The sequence below is a fragment of the Sulfurimonas sp. NW7 genome, from assembly GCF_051132265.1.
Taxonomy (GTDB): domain Bacteria; phylum Campylobacterota; class Campylobacteria; order Campylobacterales; family Sulfurimonadaceae; genus Sulfurimonas; species Sulfurimonas hydrogeniphila.
Genome location: NZ_CP093235.1, coordinates 1,508,978 through 1,528,077 on the forward strand (window position 1 = coordinate 1,508,978; position 19,100 = coordinate 1,528,077).

Annotated in this window: 22 protein-coding genes and 1 tRNA gene; 16 read left to right on the plus strand and 7 right to left on the minus strand. The window is 37.8% G+C overall.

The window, feature by feature from the left end; genetic code table 11:
- The first annotated feature begins 24 nt into the window (after positions 1 to 24).
- From metX to MLC35_RS07895, 4 genes are read left to right on the plus strand one after another with little or no spacing between them, the layout of a single operon-like run.
- Positions 25 to 1,131 (plus strand): homoserine O-acetyltransferase MetX, encoded by a 1,107-nt coding sequence (gene metX, locus MLC35_RS07880; protein WP_151899981.1) that lies wholly within the window; start codon positions 25 to 27, stop codon positions 1,129 to 1,131.
- Positions 1,124 to 1,312 (plus strand): exodeoxyribonuclease VII small subunit, encoded by a 189-nt coding sequence (xseB, locus tag MLC35_RS07885; RefSeq protein ID WP_151899980.1) that lies wholly within the window; start codon positions 1,124 to 1,126, stop codon positions 1,310 to 1,312. Before metX ends, xseB begins: the two co-directional genes overlap by 8 nt.
- Positions 1,309 to 2,124, plus strand: coding sequence for a carbon-nitrogen hydrolase family protein (locus tag MLC35_RS07890; RefSeq protein ID WP_346388975.1), 816 nt, complete (start codon positions 1,309 to 1,311; stop codon positions 2,122 to 2,124). The genes xseB and MLC35_RS07890 overlap by 4 nt, the downstream gene beginning before the upstream one ends.
- A complete protein-coding gene (locus MLC35_RS07895) occupies positions 2,124 to 2,798 on the plus strand; it encodes a HesA/MoeB/ThiF family protein (RefSeq protein ID WP_151899978.1) in 675 nt (224 codons plus the stop codon). The genes MLC35_RS07890 and MLC35_RS07895 overlap by 1 nt, the downstream gene beginning before the upstream one ends.
- Before the next feature lie 250 nt (positions 2,799 to 3,048).
- Here the strand turns inward: MLC35_RS07895 and MLC35_RS07900 are convergent.
- From MLC35_RS07900 to rsmH, 5 genes are all read right to left on the minus strand, one after another.
- A tRNA-Ile gene (locus MLC35_RS07900) sits at positions 3,049 to 3,125 on the minus strand.
- A 64-nt stretch (positions 3,126 to 3,189) separates the two neighbouring features.
- Positions 3,190 to 3,627: a globin gene (locus MLC35_RS07905; RefSeq protein WP_151899977.1), complete on the minus strand. Its 438-nt coding sequence runs from the start codon at positions 3,625 to 3,627 to the stop codon at positions 3,190 to 3,192.
- Between the two features lie 2 nt (positions 3,628 to 3,629).
- Positions 3,630 to 6,731 (minus strand): efflux RND transporter permease subunit, encoded by a 3,102-nt coding sequence (locus MLC35_RS07910; RefSeq protein ID WP_418640499.1) that lies wholly within the window; start codon positions 6,729 to 6,731, stop codon positions 3,630 to 3,632.
- Between the two features lie 9 nt (positions 6,732 to 6,740).
- Positions 6,741 to 7,019 (minus strand): hypothetical protein, encoded by a 279-nt coding sequence (locus MLC35_RS07915; protein WP_151899975.1) that lies wholly within the window; start codon positions 7,017 to 7,019, stop codon positions 6,741 to 6,743.
- On the minus strand, positions 7,016 to 7,942 hold the full coding sequence (gene rsmH, locus MLC35_RS07920) for a 16S rRNA (cytosine(1402)-N(4))-methyltransferase RsmH (RefSeq protein WP_434636505.1): 927 nt from the start codon (positions 7,940 to 7,942) through the stop codon (positions 7,016 to 7,018). Before rsmH ends, MLC35_RS07915 begins: the two co-directional genes overlap by 4 nt.
- A 108-nt stretch (positions 7,943 to 8,050) precedes the next feature.
- On the opposite strand from rsmH, the gene MLC35_RS07925 reads away from it, so the two are divergent.
- The 10 genes from MLC35_RS07925 to cobA all read left to right on the plus strand — a co-directional run bounded on the left by MLC35_RS07925 (position 8,051) and on the right by cobA (position 17,035).
- The gene (locus MLC35_RS07925; protein ID WP_434636507.1) at positions 8,051 to 9,031 is read left to right on the plus strand and encodes a response regulator; all 981 of its coding nucleotides are present in this window, start codon (positions 8,051 to 8,053) and stop codon (positions 9,029 to 9,031) included.
- A gap of 231 nt (positions 9,032 to 9,262) precedes the next feature.
- On the plus strand, positions 9,263 to 9,589 hold the full coding sequence (locus MLC35_RS07930; RefSeq protein ID WP_151899972.1) for a hypothetical protein: 327 nt from the start codon (positions 9,263 to 9,265) through the stop codon (positions 9,587 to 9,589).
- A gap of 42 nt (positions 9,590 to 9,631) precedes the next feature.
- Positions 9,632 to 10,285, plus strand: coding sequence for a c-type cytochrome (locus MLC35_RS07935; protein ID WP_151899971.1), 654 nt, complete (start codon positions 9,632 to 9,634; stop codon positions 10,283 to 10,285).
- Positions 10,275 to 11,708, plus strand: a complete 1,434-nt coding sequence (locus tag MLC35_RS07940; protein WP_151899970.1) for a cbb3-type cytochrome c oxidase subunit I — start codon at positions 10,275 to 10,277, stop codon at positions 11,706 to 11,708. Before MLC35_RS07935 ends, MLC35_RS07940 begins: the two co-directional genes overlap by 11 nt.
- A gap of 9 nt (positions 11,709 to 11,717) precedes the next feature.
- On the plus strand, positions 11,718 to 11,870 hold the full coding sequence (locus tag MLC35_RS07945; protein WP_188110045.1) for a hypothetical protein: 153 nt from the start codon (positions 11,718 to 11,720) through the stop codon (positions 11,868 to 11,870).
- A gap of 57 nt (positions 11,871 to 11,927) precedes the next feature.
- Entirely contained in the window at positions 11,928 to 13,565 is a 1,638-nt protein-coding gene (locus tag MLC35_RS07950; RefSeq protein ID WP_151899969.1) for a nitrite reductase, read from the plus strand.
- A 207-nt stretch (positions 13,566 to 13,772) separates the two neighbouring features.
- A complete protein-coding gene (locus tag MLC35_RS07955) occupies positions 13,773 to 14,081 on the plus strand; it encodes a c-type cytochrome (RefSeq protein WP_151899968.1) in 309 nt (102 codons plus the stop codon).
- Entirely contained in the window at positions 14,081 to 15,202 is a 1,122-nt protein-coding gene (locus tag MLC35_RS07960; protein ID WP_151899967.1) for a radical SAM/SPASM domain-containing protein, read from the plus strand. The genes MLC35_RS07955 and MLC35_RS07960 overlap by 1 nt, the downstream gene beginning before the upstream one ends.
- Positions 15,202 to 16,308 (plus strand): cytochrome D1 domain-containing protein, encoded by a 1,107-nt coding sequence (locus MLC35_RS07965; RefSeq protein WP_151899966.1) that lies wholly within the window; start codon positions 15,202 to 15,204, stop codon positions 16,306 to 16,308. The genes MLC35_RS07960 and MLC35_RS07965 overlap by 1 nt, the downstream gene beginning before the upstream one ends.
- Positions 16,301 to 17,035, plus strand: a complete 735-nt coding sequence (gene cobA, locus MLC35_RS07970; protein ID WP_151899965.1) for a uroporphyrinogen-III C-methyltransferase — start codon at positions 16,301 to 16,303, stop codon at positions 17,033 to 17,035. Before MLC35_RS07965 ends, cobA begins: the two co-directional genes overlap by 8 nt.
- Here the strand turns inward: cobA and MLC35_RS07975 are convergent.
- Both MLC35_RS07975 and MLC35_RS07980 read right to left on the minus strand, forming a co-directional pair.
- Positions 17,032 to 17,511: a tetratricopeptide repeat protein gene (locus MLC35_RS07975; protein ID WP_151899964.1), complete on the minus strand. Its 480-nt coding sequence runs from the start codon at positions 17,509 to 17,511 to the stop codon at positions 17,032 to 17,034. The genes cobA and MLC35_RS07975 overlap by 4 nt on opposite strands.
- Positions 17,512 to 17,524: 13 nt before the next feature.
- On the minus strand, positions 17,525 to 17,719 hold the full coding sequence (locus MLC35_RS07980) for a hypothetical protein (protein ID WP_151899963.1): 195 nt from the start codon (positions 17,717 to 17,719) through the stop codon (positions 17,525 to 17,527).
- 65 nt (positions 17,720 to 17,784) lie between these two features.
- Here MLC35_RS07980 and MLC35_RS07985 point away from each other — a divergent pair, with 65 nt between their 5' ends.
- Positions 17,785 to 18,132 (plus strand): hypothetical protein, encoded by a 348-nt coding sequence (locus MLC35_RS07985; protein WP_434580017.1) that lies wholly within the window; start codon positions 17,785 to 17,787, stop codon positions 18,130 to 18,132.
- A 55-nt stretch (positions 18,133 to 18,187) separates the two neighbouring features.
- The gene (locus MLC35_RS07990) at positions 18,188 to 19,081 is read left to right on the plus strand and encodes a glycosyl transferase (protein ID WP_151899961.1); all 894 of its coding nucleotides are present in this window, start codon (positions 18,188 to 18,190) and stop codon (positions 19,079 to 19,081) included.
- The last annotated feature ends 19 nt before the right edge of the window (positions 19,082 to 19,100 follow it).

Here is a 19,100-nt window from a genome sequence, read left to right on the forward strand (position 1 = left end):
ACTAATTTTCGGAGAGCAATCACCTTGTCTTTAAACCTGCAAACGCATACAGAACATTTTACAAACCCGCTTTATCTTGAAAGCGGGCGTATTTTAGAACCGTATGATATTATTTATGAAACCTATGGCACACTTAATGAAGAGAAGAGCAATGTAGTGGTTGTCTGTCATGCACTTACCGGTTCACATCATGCTGCAGGACTGTATGAAGATGATGCAAAACCCGGCTGGTGGGATGGCTTTATCGGTCCGGGAAAAGCCATTGATACTGACAGATATTTTGTAATATGCTCAAATGTCATAGGCAGTTGTTTTGGTTCCACAGGTCCTATGAGCATGCAGTACCCCCATCACGAACCCTACCGTTACAAATTTCCGGTTGTCAGCATAAAAGACATGGTAAAAGCACAGCGTATTTTGTTTGACAGGCTCGATATTCACAGAGTACATGCAATAATCGGCGGTTCCATGGGCGGTATGCAGGCACTGCAGTTTGCCATACACTATCCAAACTTTGCCAACAAAATTATTGCAATGGCAACAACACATGCAACACAGCCATGGGCAATAGCTTTTAACAAAGTTGCGCAGGAATCCATTCTCAATGATCCTGATTTCAAACAGGGATATTATGATCCGAATCTTCTCAAAGAACAGGGACTCTCAGGGATGGCAGTCGGTCGTATGGCGGGACATATCAGCTTTTTGTCTCCAGAATCAATGCGTGAAAAATTTGGCAGAGAGTATAAACTCACAGATGGGCTGTATGAGCTTTTTGGAAAGTTTCAGGTAGAGTCTTATCTGGAATACAACGGGTACAATTTTACAAAATGGTTTGATCCCTTGTCTTATCTTTATATCACAAAAGCCATTAACATATATGACCTGTCTCGAGGATTTGATTCACTGGATGAAGCACTTAAAAGAATAACCTCTGCTCTGTATCTGATAAGTTTTAAAAATGATCTGCTGTTTAAAAACACTGAAATGCAAGAAATGGCACAGATACTCAAAAAAATAGGAAACAGAAATCATGATTATATAGATATTGACAGCAACTATGGTCATGACGCATTTTTGGTAGAGCTTGATAAATTTGAAAACAATGTAAAGGATGCACTCAATGGCTAAAGAAAAATTTGAAAAAAAACTCCAAAATGCCAAAGAAATTTTGGAAACACTTATGAGCCCCGAGATTACACTTGAAGAGAGTGTAAAAGCCTATGAAAAAGGCATGAAAGAGTTGGCCGAAGCACAAAAAATGCTTGAAGAAGCTCAAATCAAAATTCAAAATTTAAAAACTACGCAATGAGAGCGGCAGTTTTACAGCTCAATGCACAGGGAATGAGTTCTACAAAACTTTATAACTATATTCGGGTAGCCAGTAAAAAAGGCGTCAAAGTCCTACTTCTTGGTGAATACGTTCTCAATCCTTTTTTCAAAGAACTCGAACAGATGTCTGTCTCTATGATAAAAGAGCAGGCACTCCATCAGATTAAAATCCTCAAAGAACTCTCTTTAACATACAGTATAACAATAATCGCTCCCTTGGTTATTGTCAAAAAAGATAAGATTTACAAATGTATTGCAAAGTTTTCTCCAACATCTGCCTCTTACTACAATCAGCAAATCCTTATTAACTATGCCCACTGGAATGAAGAAAAATTCTTTGCAAATGCACTTGCACCACTGCTCTCCCCTATGGTTTTTAAAATTGACGGCTTCAAATTTGCGGTAATGAACGGATTTGAACTTCATTTTGATGAATTTTTTGCTAAACTTAGAAATAAAAACATAGACTGTTTGCTTGTACCGAGCGTTTCAACTTTTGACTCTTATGAGAGATGGAAAGCATTAATACTCACAAGAGCATTTACACACAATATGTATATACTCAGAGCCAACAGAATCGGTGAGTATCAGGACAAAGAGTTTGTATGGAAATTTTACGGTGATTCTATATTGGCATCCCCGAATGCGGAAGTTTTAAACCATTTGGGAAATACTGAAGAGTTAATGATAGTTGATATGAGTCATACAGAGGTAGTGCGCTCTCGTCGCACATGGGGATTTAAAGAAGCTATCAGCAAGAGAGCATTAAAACTTACAAAAAAGGATTTATAATGATGGAGTATTTTCACAGACAGGTGCAACTTTGGGGAGAAGAGACACAAAAAAATCTTCAAACAAAAAAAATAGCAATTGTTGGAGCAGGAGGGCTTGGTTCTTCGCTTGCCTTTGCTTTGGGATCAACAGGAATCGGAGAAATCCACATTATAGATTTTGATGAAGTCAGTCTGCATAACATTCATAGACAAATCGCTTTTAAACTAGGAGATGAAGGGAAGAACAAGGCAAAAATAAATGCTGAAATTATACAACAGCGATGTCCCTTCACAAAAGCTGTTTCCCATGAGTGTAATTTTGAAGAGTGGAGCAAAAAAAACATTACAGTGGATCTCATTTTAGATGCCACAGATAATCTTCCTACACGCGGGGATATTAACACGTATGCAAAAAAAGTCAATACACCCTGGATTTATGGAAGTGTAGAAGCATTTCACGGACAGGTCTGTTTTTTTGACAAATCATCTTTTAATGACGCCTTTAAAATTGTACAAAAAACACCCGCAGGTATTGCAGCACCGATTGTGATGCACATAGCATCTCTGCAGGCAAACCTTGCTTTGAGATTCTTGGCGGGTTTACATGTAAAGAAAGATTTACTTTATTATCTTTTTTTTAATGAAGAAGGAGAATTGATTACTCAGAAATTCGGATTGCCAACAGCGGATTAGTTACAAACAAAAGAGGGAACGAAAAATGTTATGTTTGCCCCTTATTTTAACCCGCCAATTCTAATATCAAGTGCAATTTTTTAAAAGTAAGTTGAAAGGTAGGGTTAACTGATAACCTGCTAATCTATTTCAACCAAAAAATAAAAATTGACAAAGCATAAAAAAATAGTTCCAAGAGTGTTGAAAAATTTTGTTGAAAAAACAATACACCAATTCAAATTTAAAGTTCGTTGTTTAGGGGGTTTGTAAGTGGTGGGTTCTGAGTGACTCGAACACTCGACCGCTCGGTTATGAGCCGAGAGCTCTAACCAACTGAGCTAAGAACCCACTTATTGTTGGTAGGTCGGAATTATACAAGGAGCTTCCTTATATAATCCTTATTATACGGTTACTACTGCGTATTTATCATCCAGATGGAAAATATATCCAAATATCTCCAAAATGAGTACAGTGATGTTTCTGTCACCCCTTTTTCTTTTAGCTCTTCAATGAGCGGCTTATAGAGTTCCAGCCATGTTTGACGTGCTTTTGCATCAATGCGAAACGGTGCGTGACGACCTACCATTTGCGGTGCCCCTCTGTTTTGATTAAAATACTTCGGTCCTCCACATATTTGAATGAAAAAGTCTGCCGAATTCACTTTTGCTTTTTCAAATTCTGCATCATCCTGAGGAAAAAGATGAGAAATATCACTCTGCTTTATTGCATCATAGTGTTTGGAAATCAGTTCCCTGATGCCTTCCTCCCCTACTTCCAGTAAAAACTCCGGTATTGGTTTTGTCACCGGTGGTCTTACACCAAACTGTGCCTGACTTATTTCTAAATTCATTTTTATCCTTTGTTTGCTTGAGGTGGTTTGATTTTATATACAACAGCATAAAGCAAGGGGACATACAACAGATTTAACACTGTCGCCCATGCGATACCATACCCCAAAGATATTGCCATCGGTTGGAGTATTTTTGCCTGACCTGATGCAAAAAATATAAGTGTTAAAAGCCCCAGTACAGTTGTCAGCGATGTCAAAAGAATCGGTCTGAGTCGTGTTTGCGCTCTTTTCATCAGATCTTCTGTATTTTTGGCATTTTTTATAAAATCTACCATGATAAGCCCGTCATTGACAACAACACCTGCAAGCCCTACTATACCTATGAGTCCCGGCATAGTCAGGTTTAGCCCCATTATCCAGTGTCCCACATAAACACCCAGAAGTACAAGAGGAATTGTACTGATAACAATTAAAGATTTTCTTATAGAATCAAAGAGCCACACCAAAGTAATAAAAATTAAAAATATTGCTATAAGCGCCGACTGCATCATCTCTCTTTTGTTTTTGTTATTCTCTTTTTCTTCTCCTTTGATATCTACAGCAATGCCCTCTTTTTTAAACTTTTGCAGTGTCGGTTGAAGTTTTTTCATGAGTTCGGATGATGTTATAATTTTTTTGTCTGTAGAAGCATAAACACTGCGTACTCTTTTGCCGTTTTCTTTTTTAAGCGTTACAAAGCTTTGTATATACTCAAAATCACATATCTCTTTTAAGGCAACATATTTGTCTGATCCCGGAACCTGCAATTCAATTGTATGTATGGAACGTATCTCTTTATTTACATTGCTGTCAAGTCGTATACGCACCAAGCCCTGGTCATTAAAAAGTTTTCCGTATTCCCCTTTAAGATAATATGCCCGCAGTTCATTTGAAACATCCTGTTCGGTAAAGCCCAGTTCCTGACCATATCTGTTTACATGTAACTTTAATTCTTTCTCACCGAGCGTTGCATCATCCGCTATATTGTAAACACCCTTGATACCTGCGAGTTCTTTTTCAAGAATTTTCAGATAGGGTACAACACTTTGGGCATTTTTTGTACTCAAACCAATTTCGACATCATGTGCTATCACTCCTGCACCAGGAACTTTCACAACAAGTTCTTCAAAAGCTGATTTTTGATTTTTCAATACTTTTTTAATCTCTTTTGCTATCTCTTTTGCATCTTTTTTACGTGTTTGTACTCCAGGGTTGTATTCTATAGAGAGATAAGGACTGATGTATGTATCAAAAAAATTCTCAGGCGCGCGCTCATGTAAATCTATAAATATATGAAACATATTTTCACCGAGTTCGGCTCTGTTTTTGGCATCCATTTTAAAACCGATAACAGAAGTTACAGAGGAGACATCTTCATTATTTATGTTTTTAAGGATGATATTCTCCAGTTTTGTTACAATTTTTTCCGTATCTTTGAGTTCATTGTTAATATTGACCTTTCCGTAGACATATATTTGAGTATTGTCAAAATCCGGAAAAAGCTGAAATTTTGCATTTTTAATCATTACAAATTCAAGTAAAACAATGCTCACAACAATAACACTCAAAGAGAGAAACTTTCTTCTAAAAAGAAAATGCAGGGCTGTACTGTACCAGTCATGCATTTTCTGCCAAAATCGTTTTGTAAAACTCCCTTCTTTGGAGACTTTCAAAAAGTCATGTGCATGCAAAGGAAGAAAATAAAAAGCTTCAAAGAGTGAAGAGAGTAAAAGGACCGTTATCATTATAGGAATTATCTTAATAAACATTCCCATTTCACCTGTCATCAAGAGCATAGGTAAAAATGCGAAAACTGTTGTAAGCGTTGCCGTAAGTACGGCAGGAAACATCTCTGCCGCACCTGTTATGACCGCTTCTTTTCTATCCATCCCCTCTTCAAGGTGTCTGTAGATGTTCTCGGCTACAACTATTGCCTCATCAACGAGCATTCCAAGCGCAATCAGTGCTCCCAGAAGAGAGAGCATATTAAGACTGTCTCCCAATATTTCTGTCACGATAAGCCCTATCATAAAACTTACAGGAATACCGAGTGCAACAACAAAGGCTATGCCTCTGTTGATAAAAATCAGCATTGCCAGAAAAACAAGCATCAAACCAAACATTATATTTGAAAAGACGGTATTGAGGCGGTTTTTAATCCATACAGAAGTATCTGTGTAGATGTTGTAATCCAAATCAGGATGTTTTGCTTCTTGTTTTTTTAAAAGTTCTCGTATCTCTTTTACCAAAGCAATGGCATTGCCGTTTTTGCTCTTTGTGACATTTATTGAAATATTTCGTACCCCATTATAGTGGGAGAGTTCCACCTCATCACTCAACTTGAAAGAAACCTCTGCAATATCGCCGATTTTAACTCTTTTTCCACCAACATCAATCAGTGTATTTTCAACCGCCTTTTGTGTCTTTTCACCGTTGTATGTAGAAATATAAAGATGATTTGCTTTTTGTTTGATAGTGCCTATGGGAAAAATCGAACTTATTTTGGAGAGTTGTGCGATAACCAGTGTTGAGGAGAGTCCGTAGGCTCTTATTTTTTGCGGATTAAGCTGTATATCCAACTCTTCATCGGCATCACCACGAATTGTAATGTCGCTCAAATCTTTAAACTTGCTTAATTCTGTTTTAAGTTCATCTGCATGTTTTAGCAGTGTTTCTTTAGGAACATCACCGGAGAGAGCTATAAGAACAAGGGGAAATGCATGTGTTTTGATTTTGGCAACAGGCTCATTCATATCCGCCGGCAAATCTTTTTTTACACTGCTCACCACATCTTTGACATCATTGAGTACTGTAATATTGTCCGAACCGTTCTTAATGTCTGCACTGATACTGAATGAACCGTTTTTGATACTGCTTTTTATATCTTCAAGTGCATCAATATTCTGCAAATCATTTTCAATACTCTGCACAACCATTTTGTCCAAAATATCAGCCGATGTTCCGGCATAACCGCCTTTTATGGTTATTTTATCCATATTCATCGGAGGGAAAATTTCTTTGGGTATATTGATATACGCAAAAATGGAGAGCATAAAAATAAAGAGTAATAGTATATGATTTAAAAGTGGTTTTTCTATAGCAAATTCTATAAACTTACGAATCACTGCTGTTCCTTAAAAGAGAGTATCTAGTATTTGATTTTTAAATTTTATCGACTCAACAGAAGCACGGATGAGTTTGTTTTCTTCTTTGAGCGTATCATACTCTACTTTGAGTTTTGCAATATCTCTGCTTTTAAAGTAAATTTGCTCTGTAATGTAAATTTTAGGAAATGCAAACATGGCTATAAATGTCAACACCAGCAACATATATAAAAAATAGTTCAGACCTAACTTTTGTTTTGATATGACCAGATTATCAAGTTCATCTAAAAGTTCGTTCTTTTCGCTCATTTTTCACCCATTTGGAACAGACGCATTTTTGCGCTGCGGCTCCTGACATTTTCTTTGAGTTCTTCATCTGTAGCCGTAATCGGTTTTTTCGTTAAAATCTTTCCTAACTGATTATTGTTTCCGCATGTACAGCGAAATGCCTCAGGAGGACATATGCATGATTTGGACCATTTGGAAAACTCTCTTTTAACAATCCTGTCTTCAAGAGAGTGAAAAGATATTATTGCTACTTTTGCATCCGGCAGTTTTGCTTCTTCTATGCTCTTGAGCAGTGATCTGAGTTCACCGAGTTCATCATTTACTTCTATGCGGATTGCCTGCATCAAAAGTGTTGCAGGATGAATTTTCTTGCCTCTTGGCATATATGGTTTGACGGCTTCGCTTAACTCTTTTGCAGAAACAAAAGGACGGTTTTGCACAATAGCATCTGCAATTTTTTTATAGTTTCTGAGTTCTCCGTATTCTAAAAGTATTTTTTCAAGTTCGCTTTTAGCATATTCATTCACTACATGTAAAGCACTCAGTGGTGCTTCTTTGTCCATACGCATGTCAAGTGTCTCACTCTCGTACGAAAAGCCCCTCTCTTTTTGGTCAAGCTGCAAAGAAGACACCCCTATGTCTGCAAGGATGCCTTTAATTTCGCCGGGATCAACCTCTTGCAAAATTTCTTGCATCACATTTGAAAAACGGCCTTTTCTTATACTTACTCTCTTACCGTATTGTTCAAGACGTTTTGTTGAAAAGTCTATAGCGGTCTGATCCTGATCAATTGCTATGAGTTTTATATTTGGATTGGCTTCAAGTATCATACAGGAGTGTCCGCCGTACCCCATGGTACAGTCTATCACTATACCCTCTTGTAAATCTTTAAAAGCTTCGACAACCTCTTTATATAAAACCGGAACATGTGGAATATTTTGCAAAAGACACCCTGTCAATAGAAATTTATTAGTGATTATACAGCAAATTTGATTTAGGTTTAATTTTTTATACTGTATGATTTACTCCAAGAACAAAAAAAGGGTCTTCTTATGGTTTTACAGTATCAAAATGAGTTACTTGCTCTGGCAGCTATATTTCTGCTCATACTCATTTATCTTGGAATAAAACGAAAAAACAAAACAGAAGCTGACACAAAAGCGGCTAAAAAAGAAGAAGCACTCAAAGCAGAGCAAAGTGGACAAAGTACTGCAACACCACAAAAAAAGATTCAAGAAAAAAAAATACAACATTCTGTGCCAAGGCATGCAAAGATAACAAAAGAAGATTTTAAAATATTTGCCGGGGAAAGAATTCTTTTGGCCGAAGACAATCTCATCAACCAAAAAGTAATCCTTGGAGTCCTTGGAGACAGCGGTATAGAGGTTGTTGTGGCAAATGACGGACAGGAAGCACTTGACATCCTCAAAACAGACAAAAATTTTCTCATTATACTCATGGACGCGCATATGCCGAGAGTTGACGGGTTTGAAGCCACCAGAGCTATCAGACATGATCCGCAGAACAATCATATCCCTGTCATTGCACTGAGTGGAGATACGGCAAGTGATGACATTAGAAAAATGAAAGAAGCCGGTATGGATGAACATCTTGAAAAGCCTTTGCAGGTCGGTGCTTTGTATGATATTTTGTATCATTACTCAAGCAGAATCTCTTCTGCTGAAGAGAATTCTTCGGATTTACCAACTTTAGATACACACAGAGGATTGCAGGTATGCGGAAATGACAGTGATTTTTACCATGATATTTTAAAAGAGTTTCTTGTCGCCTACAGCAACTCAGCAGAGGAGTTGGAAATTTTATTCAAAAACAATAAAACAGATCAGGCTGACAGTCTGTTACTTGACATCATCGGTGTCTCTGCAAATATTGGGGCGGATGCCTTAACTGCCTGTGCAAACGATATTAAAAACAAAATAGCCAAAAATGAAAGTAGCGATCTTACTTTATATAAGAAAAGAGTTCAAGAACTTATCCAAAGCATTGAGAATTATTTTCTTACATGTAAGTAACGGGATAAGCCTAAGCAACTTACATATAAGAAAAACTATTACCAATCTACACATATAAATAATTCCTTAAATAAATAACAAAATTCATTCACCTAATGTAACACTAATTATAAAAATAAGATAAAATCATTATGTTAGTCAATAAAATTGATTTATATCAATATTATTGGTATCAGAAAAGACTAGAATACATATGATTCTAAAATATTAACAGAGTTTAAGGAGTGTAAAATGATCGATCCATCTATAATCAGACCGGAAATTGCGTTGGATGATTTTCTAACTATATTTGTATCGTCAGCACTTGTGTTAGTTTTTGGAGGATTTTATGTTGGTATATATACTGCAGTAAAAGTTAAACTACTAAAACCGTGGAGTATGCTTTTTGCATACATGTTTTGGGTATTGACTGCCTATTGTTTGTATTTAATGGGAAGTTTAATGCATGTCGGGGAATTTACTGCAAAAGCTTTAGTTGTCGCAGCAATTGGATTGTTTTTACTTCCATTTGCTGTTTATTATATGCAAAATCAGGTTCATGAAGAAAATGAACACTGATTGTTAATATATATTTTGACAATAAATTTATAGGAGGATACAGTGGCTAATAAATCTGTATGGAGTGACAATCGTTTCTGGCGAAGAACAGCAACGTGGGTTACAGGTTTTGCATCAGTTCTTTTAATTTGGCTAACGTTTGATACGTCAGCTCAGATTGCAATGGGAAATGATCAGGATCTACAAAACAAGGTGACGAAGAGGGTTCCAGGACCTACCGTTATAAATTACAAAATCACGTATGAAATGAGCGCAAAACGTGGTCATGAAATTCCTGTGATTGGGGAAAAAGAAAAGTTCTTTGGTAGAGATGACTATTCTGAAGAAGAAGCCGGGGCTTTACTTCACTTAGGCAAGTTGGGCTCACAGGCCAAAAACTGTATGGATTGTCATACACTTCTTGGGAATGGCGCATACTATGCACCTGACTTAACAAAAGCATGGTTGGACCCTGCATGGGGACCAGATGGTGCGATGCAGGCTTTAACGGGGAAAAACACAAAAGAAGAGGCGATGGCTGAATTCCTTATGCATCCGGACCAGTATCCTACACATGCCCGTATGATGCCGGACTTAGGTATCACAGCAAAAGAGGCTAAAGGTTTAGTTGCTTTCTTGAAACATATGTCATCTATTGACACAAATGGCTTCCCAAGAAACTTTGGAAAAATAAAAGGAGCAGTTCATGGCAAGTAAATATTTAACAGGTGTCGGAAGTGAATCAAAACAGTTGGCAACATGGTACTTTACATTTGCAGCTATTCTCTTTGGCGCCCAATTACTTTTCGGGTTAGTGGCAGCGATTCAGTATGTAATGCCTGGTTTTTTATATGGCGTTCTGGACTTTTCAATTGCCAGAATTATACATATTAATGCACTCGTTGTTTGGATGGTCTTTGCAATGTTTGGTTCTGTTTACTGGTTACTGCCGGATGAGACAGGTATTGAGACAGTCGGTATCAAAATCGGAAAGCTTTTGTTTTGGATTTTTGCAGCAGCAATCGTTGTCGTTGTACTTGTATACCTGTTCATTCAGGTAGGTCCTGCAGATGCAACAACAATCTGGTTTATTACAGAGGGTCGTGAATATATTGAAGCACCTCGTTGGGCTGACTGGGGCATTGTCGTTGTCGCACTTGGATTTGTCGGAAATCTTTTCTTAACAGGAATGAAAGGGGAGCAGACAGGAATTGTCACCGTTCTTATGGCAGATATGATTGCCTTTGCAGGTCTTTATTTGGCCGGTATGTTCTTTACGGACAATATTTCAGTTGATCAGTACTGGTGGTGGTGGGTAATCCACTTATGGGTTGAGGCTACCTGGGAAGTTTTCGTTGGCGCGATTGCGGCTTACGGTCTTATTACTATGATTGGCGCGCACCGTAAAGTTGTTGAAATGTGGTTATGGATAGAAGTTGCAATGCTTTTCGGTTCAGGTATTCTTGGACTTGGGCACCACTACTTCTGGATTGGTACACCTGAATACTGGTGGGAAATTGGTGCACTATTCTCTGCACTTGAACCGTTACCGCTTGTAGCTATGTTTATTCATGTACTTTATGATTGGGGTAAAACGCAAGGTGGAGAAGAAGCAAGAGGAAACAATGTTTCTGTTATTAACAATAAGCCTGCATTTACATGGTTTGTCCTTAATGCTTTTGGTAACTTCTTGGGTGCAGGTATTTGGGGATTTTTCCATACACTACCTCAAGTAAACCTTTATACTCACGGTACACAGTTTACTTCGGCACACGGGCACTTAGCTTTCTTTGGTGCTTATGCAACTATTCTTGTCGGTATGATGTATATCGCAGTTCAAGGCACAAACGGGATTAAAATTATGAAAAACACGAAAGCCTCTATATGGGCTGTTAGCCTGATAGTTAGTGGGGTAGTCGGCATGACCGTAGCACTTACGATTGCAGGATATGTACAGGTTCTTGTTTCTCGTGCACAGATGGGTGCTACTTGGGCAGGATATTTTGACGGTCAAAGCGGAATGTGGTTTTCTCAAGCAATGGATTGGAGACTCATTATGGGTGTAGTTACATTCACAGGTTTCATATTCTTGGCAAAAGATTTACTTACAACTGGTAAAAATCCAGTACACGAAAGATAAGGAGATACAATGTTTGAACCATTTACAGATGTCAACCCGAGTTTTTTCGGTTGGCTTAACCAAGGTCCTTTGACCTTAACAATTTTTCTGCACACTATAATAATACTTCCAATGATTTGGATCTATTTTCAGGAGAAGAAACGTTTGGAAAATGAAAACTAGTCGGTATTGACTCTTTATTGAGTCAATATCTAATCATATTTTAGAAGGAGAAATAAAATGAGATTAGGTAAATTAGTTATATCAGCTGCAGCGTTTGCAGTTGTCAGTTCAGGTCTGTTTGCGGGTACTTCGCATATGGATGTTGAGAAAATGTTCGAAAAAGAGTGTCAGGGTTGTCACGGTCCAAATCATGAAGGGGGCGTCGGTGCGGATTTGCGTCCGGCAAAATTAGAAAAGAAAAATGCATACAGTCTGGCTGAAGTTATTTTAAATGGTCGCCCCGGAACTGCAATGCCTGCATTTGCAAATAAAATGAATCAAGCAGATGCACAAAAAATGGTGGATTATCTTCAGCATTTCAAAGGTAAAAAAATAGAAGTCCTTACGCTCGATGCGGTAAAACAAGGCTGGAAAAAACTTAATGATAGAGCAAAGCTATTAAAAAAATATCCGCATGCAGTGGATGTAAAACATGTTACGGATATTTGTTTTGTTACAGAACGTGATGCAGAAAGAGTTACTTTTATCGATGGCACAAGTGGTAAAATACTTTCACGTCACCCTGCAGGTTTCGCTGTTCACGTAACAGTAACAAACAAACGTCAACCTCGTTATGCATACTCAATCTCTCGTTCGGGTTTAGTCACTATGTTTGACCTTGCATCAAAAGGTCAGCAAAAAATTGCACAGGTACAAGTCGGTTCCGATTCTCGTGGTTTAGCAGTTTCACCTGATGGAAAATACCTCATGGCAGGAAACTATGTTCCGGGCGGTGCAATTTTAATGGATGCAATGACACTTGAGCCGTTAAAAGTTTACCCAACTTCATCTGTAATTAATATGGACGGAGATATCGGTTCATCTCGTGTAGCAGGTATCTATGATACTCCATACGGTCCATATATTGCATTTGCACTCAAAGATGCAGGGCATGTCTATATTATAGATTATTCTAAACCAAACTTCCCAATTGTCGGAGATATTCCAAATATCGGTAAAATCCTGCATGACGGTTTTGAAAATGAAGGAAAAGAAATAGGCCGTTACCTAATGCAAGCTTCTCAAGGAAGTGATGTAATGGGTGTAGTTGACTTTAAAACAAAATCTTTGGTTGCCAAAGTATACACAGGTCCGGGAAGCAAGCCGCATCCAGGTCAGGGTTCATCATGGTATAATGACAGATACGGTCAACTCTATGCGACAAACAGTATGAATGTCGGTGATGTAGTTATTTGGGACAGCAACTGGGATGTTGTTGCACATGTAAGAACTGCAGGCGGCGGTCTATTTGTCGGTACAAGTGAGCATACACCGTTTATCTGGTCTGATTGTGTACTCGGCGGTCCAGATAACTGGAATAAAATCTACCTTATCAACAAACAAACATTAGAGACTGATAGAATTTTGACAGTCGGTACAAAAAAAGGAACTATTACAGATCCTGTAACGCATAAAACACTTTACAGTTGGAAAGTCCCTACTGTTAAAGATAAAAAAGGCAAAGTAATTATTCCTCGTATTTTACATGCTGAACCTGCTAATCATGGTCATTGGACAATGGTTTCAGAGTGGAATGCCGGTCGTATCGGTATTTATGAAGCGAAAACCGGTAAATTTGTTAAATATATAGAAGGTTTGACAACACCGACGTTTACATATTCTATCGAACACAGACAGTCTATTCCTGGCGCGTAGACTCTACTTTTATATTTCTCCCTTTTTTGGGAGGAATCCTCTCATTACTTGATATAAATCATCTTTTTTTTCATAATATTTTTTTATAATTATATATCTAAGCTTTTTATTTAATTTTTCCCTGTTTTTTGGGATTTATAAGCAAAATTTCAAGTAAATTTTCGCTACAATATAAGCAATATACAGTTCTTAAAAAAGGGAGATGGAGTGAAAAAACTGATTATTCTTTTTTTACTTTTTTGCTCTGTGGCTTTTGCACAAAAGCCAGATGGTAAAAAAGTCTTTCAAACTTACTGTTGGGGATGCCATCATCAAACAGCAATGGCCTTTGGTCCTCCGTTTTCCCAAATTGCCGCAAAAAGAACAAAATCTGAAATAGAAGCCTATATCGCTTCTCCAAAATCAATGTACAAAGCTTTTGGCTACAAAAGAACTGTTATGACACAGCTTCATCTCAATGCACAAGAGCTCGATGCCATCAGTGACTATATTCTCTCTTATAAAGGTAAAAAATAATGTTTCGATTGTCAAATCTTATCGCCTCCGTTGTCGAAGAAAAAAAAGAGAGGATTTTAGACGGCAGTATCGCCATTTGGAACTTTACCAACCGCTGTAATCTCTCCTGTCTGCACTGTTACTCAAAATCAACCTTGGATGAAGTAGATACCCTCACAACTGGGCAGATTAAAAAAACCATCCTGGAGATGAAAGCCAATGGTGTAAAATTTATCATCTTTTCAGGCGGTGAGCCCTTAACAAGAAAGGACCTCTTTGAAATCGCCGATTTTTGCAAAGAAAACGGTATCATTACCTACCTCTCAAGCAACGGGCTCTATTTTACAAAGGGCAATATAAAAAGAATTACCGATACCTTTAACTATGTCGGTGTGAGTATAGACGGTGATGAAGCCACACATGATTACTTCAGAGGGCTAAAAGGGGCTTTTAAAGAAACATTAAAATCTGTTTTGCTTGCCAATGAAACAGGCGCAAAAGTCGGTATTCGATTTACTATGACAAAAGACACCATCAATTCTTTGGAATATATTTTTGATTTGGTCGAAAAACACAATATTCCAAAAATATATATTTCCCATTTAGTCTACTCTGGACGGGGACTTGATAACTTGAAAATGGATTTGACAAAAGAGCAGAGAAAAAAAGCGGTTGATTTTATACTTAACAAAGCATTTGAGTATTATGAAACAGGGCGTGACATAGAAATAGTGACCGGAAATATGGAGATGGATGCGGTTGCATTTCTCAATAAGTTTGCACAAAAGTATCCGGAACTTAAAGATAAAATGAGACAAAGACTTGTAAAATGGGGCGGCAACTCCGCAGGTCGAAAACTCCTCAACATAAACAGCGAAGGCGATGTGCGTCCTGACCCGTTTTTTCCTCTCATTGTCGGTAATATTATTCATCAGGACTTTGGTGATATCTGGCAAAACGGAGCATTATTGGATGAGCTGAGAATTCATCCAAGAAAACAAATCAGCGGTATTTGCAGTACATGTAAGCAGATAGATATATGTAACGGCGGCAGTCGCGCACGTGCGTATGCAATAACAGGTGACCTGTGGAGTGAAGATCCATCCTGTTATTTAACCCAAGAAGAAAGAGAGACAGTATAATGAAAATAAGAAAAATTTTAGCAGTTGTATTAACAGCCTTGTCTTTACATGTAATTGCAAGTGCACATGAAAAAGTCTTTGTTGTTGAGAGAGAGAGTAATTCGGTAGCAGTCATAGAAGACGGGCTCCCAAGAAACCATATGGAGCATATGCACAATATGAATCATGGTGTTATGAAGTTTTATGGCAAGGACGGCTATCTTATCTCCCGCGACGGCTATATTATAAGATTTAATCCTGTCAGCGAAAAAAAACTTTCCGAATATAAAACAAGCAAAAGTGCCATAGGGTTTGTCATTAACAAAAACTATGTCGCCGTTGCCAACTATGATGACAAAAGTGTAGATATTTTATCCCGTAATCTGCAGCCCATACAAAAGCTCAAAACCGGTTCACGCAATGTTGGTATAAAAATCTATAAAAACTATCTTGTTTTTTCAGAGATGGACAAAGACACGATTGCCGTCTACAAAGACACAAACAAAGGCAAAGGCAAACCGCATTTTGTTCTCTACAAAGAGTTTAAAGATGTGGGAATTATGCCTTTTGACGCTTTACTTGATGGCAATAAATATGTCAACGGCTTTTTCAACAGTCCCTGGATAGGCGAACTCAACTTGGATACCATGAAATTTAAAAAAATTCCATTACAGTTGGGAGAAAGAGAACCGGTTTTAAAAGTACCGCATTTCGGTTTCTGGTCAGTGAGCCATTCTAAAATCTTCATTCCTGCGGTGGGAGACAACAAAGTTTTTGTCTTTACTCCAAAATTTAAATTTATTACAGCTATTAAAACTGAAGGAATGCCTGTTTTTACTGCCCTTTCACCGGATAAAAAATATTTGGCTGTGACGTTCAGCGGTAAAAAGTTTCCGATCATTCAAATCATAGATACAAAAACACTCAAAGTCATTAAGCGATTTCAGTTTGACGGCAAGGTGTTACATGTAAGATGGTCCCGGGAAAAACCTTATCTGTATGTTTCTGTCAATGATGCTAACAAAATCGCTGTAATAAATACAAAAGGATGGTGGTTAAAACGCGAAATTTTTACCATCAAGAAGCCTTCAGGTATTTTTATTTATGAGGAAAAAAACAATGAGTAGAGTTTATTTAACCGGTGCCGGACCCGGAGATATTGAGCTGTTAACAATGAAAGCACACAGAGTTATCGGTGAGGCCGATGTCATCATATATGACCGTTTGGCAAATCCGGAAATATTAGAAATGACAAAAGACGGATGTGAATTTGTCTATGTCGGCAAAGAAGACGGCAGGCATACACTTCCTCAAGAAGAGATAAATGAAGTTATTTACCAAAACTCGCTCAAGCACAATGTAGTTGTCCGCTTAAAAGGCGGAGATCCTTTTGTCTTTGGACGCGGCGGAGAAGAGGGAGCATATTTGCATGAAAGAGGTGTAAAATTCGAAATTATTCCCGGAATCACCTCTGCAGTCAGCGTTCCTGCCTATGCCGGCATTCCGGTCACTCACCGTGGCATTGCCGTGAGTTTTCGAGTAGTTACAGGGCATGAATCCCCAAACAAAAAAGAGTCCCAGATTGCCTGGGAAAATTTCAAAACAGATGACACCATCGTATTTTTAATGGGACTGCATAATCTTTCTAAAATTTCATCAAAACTGATAGAAGTAGGCAAGCCTGAAGATTATCCCTGCGCTGTTATTTCACGCGGTACGACAAAAGACCAGAGTGTTGTTGTCGGAACACTCGGTGATATTGTGCAAAAAGCAGAAGGTGTACCAACTCCCGCACTCATTATAGTCGGAAAAGTTGTTACACTCAGAAAACAGCTTGACTGGTTTCATCACTAATAGTTTTGTAACTTATACTCTTTATACAAGAGTGCAGCTTCGGGATTTCCTGCGTCTATAGCCTTTTGGGCCCATTTCTTTGCCTCTTTGAATTTGTTTTGTGTAACATAGATTTCACTTAACAGATAACAGGCTTTGGTATCACCCTCTTTTGCATTTTTTTTCAGCCACTCTGCGGCTTTGTCAAAATTCATTGTCTGCATATAAATACGGCCTACATTTTGCAGCGCTTTTTTATGCCCCGCTTTTGCCGCACGTTCTAACAGTTCGGCTGCTTTAGAGATATTTTGTTCTACTCCATACCCATTGTAATACATCAGCGACAAATTATAGGTTGCATTGATACTCCCCTGCTTCGCTTCTGTGTCTAACAATGAAAATGCTTTTTTATAATTTCCGGCATGAAAGGCTTCAAAAGCAGCATCTGACCCGTATAACAATGCACTCAGCAACAGTATAGAAAGTAATTTTTTCATACAATTCCTTTTGTCATATATAATACAATAAAGAGGAGAGAAACAGGGCACCCAAAAATGTTACCGCTAACATTACAGAGCGTTTTTGAGACTCTTGTATCCCGTGATGTGCCTCCAGATAATCACTGAGTCGAATTGCCGGATAGATTGTAAAAATAAACATTGGGAAAGTCAGCACCAAAATAATCATAACATCGTGAAGTGTCATCAAAATTCCTCGAAATTAAATTTTTCTTTATAATTATTATTATATCATATAACAAAGGGGTTACTATGAAAAAAATCATAATTTCGACGATTTCGATACTTTTAAGCACTCTGCTTTTCAATGCCTGCTCAACAGCAAAAATATCATCCGAAGATGTAAAAACAGCTGATTTCACACACTTCAAACATGAGATTCCACTCAAAAAAGTCCATACTCTCATTCGCGAAGCCGGTGAAAAAAACGGTTGGAGAATCACTGAGTTTAAAGAAAATATGCTTATCGGAGAAAAAGAAGAAAATGGTAAAATGAAAGCAGTTACCATTACTTTTGCAAAAAATTATTTTAATATCTCACCAAAAGACGCTGATTTGCAAGAAGCTATAAAAAAAGAGGTTGAAGCGACAGAAGAGTAGTTATATTTATATACTTTTGATACACTTGATGCAAGAAAAAAACAAAAGGTATTGAATGGATTTTTTTAAATATATACATGCGGTAGGCACCGGTCCAAAAGGCAACAGAGATTTAAGCTTTGAAGAAAGCAAAGATATGATGGAGCAGGTTTTGAACCAGAGTGTTCCAAGCGAACAAATTGCCGCATTCCTGCTTGGATGGAGACTCAAGCCTGAAACGACAGAGGAGTTCCGAGGAGCTTTAAGCGCATGTGACGAATATACCCGCAAAGAGAATATTCCGGATTCAATCGAATTGGGATACCCTTTTGACGGTAAAGCAAAAAATCCGTATATATTTCCTCTGGTTGCGCAAATGTTAGAAAAGACAGCATTGAAACTTGTCATTATGGGGGATGAAAAACAGCCGGCAAAAGATGGTATCACCACTAAAAATATATGCCAGGAGATAGATCTTCATCCAAATATTAAATATTTTGACAGAAAAGAGTATTGCAACAAACTCCATAAGCTGACAGATATCAGAAACAAACTGGGACTCAGAAGCGGGTTCAATACAATAGAGAAACTTCCAAAAGCTGCAAACAGCAAATATGCCATTACAGGCGTCTTTCACAAACCTTATGTCAAGAAATATGTTGAAATTTTTGCAGACAGATATGAACGTTTTGCCTTAATTCAGGGGAATGAAGGAACACCGGAACTTTTCAGCAAAGGACGCCTTTGGATGATTGAAACAGATGAAGTCAAAGAGATCATTATAGACCCGCAATACTACGGCATACATTATAAAAAATCCTGGGACCAGATCACTCTTGCAGACTCACTCGAACAACTTAACAACCCTTCTGATGAATATTTAAAACTGGCAAAACTCAATGCCGCAGTCTATCTTTTTATAGCCCAACAATACAAAACAATTGATGATGCTTTTGAAGCTTTGCAATAAAAACATCAAGGAGTAAACA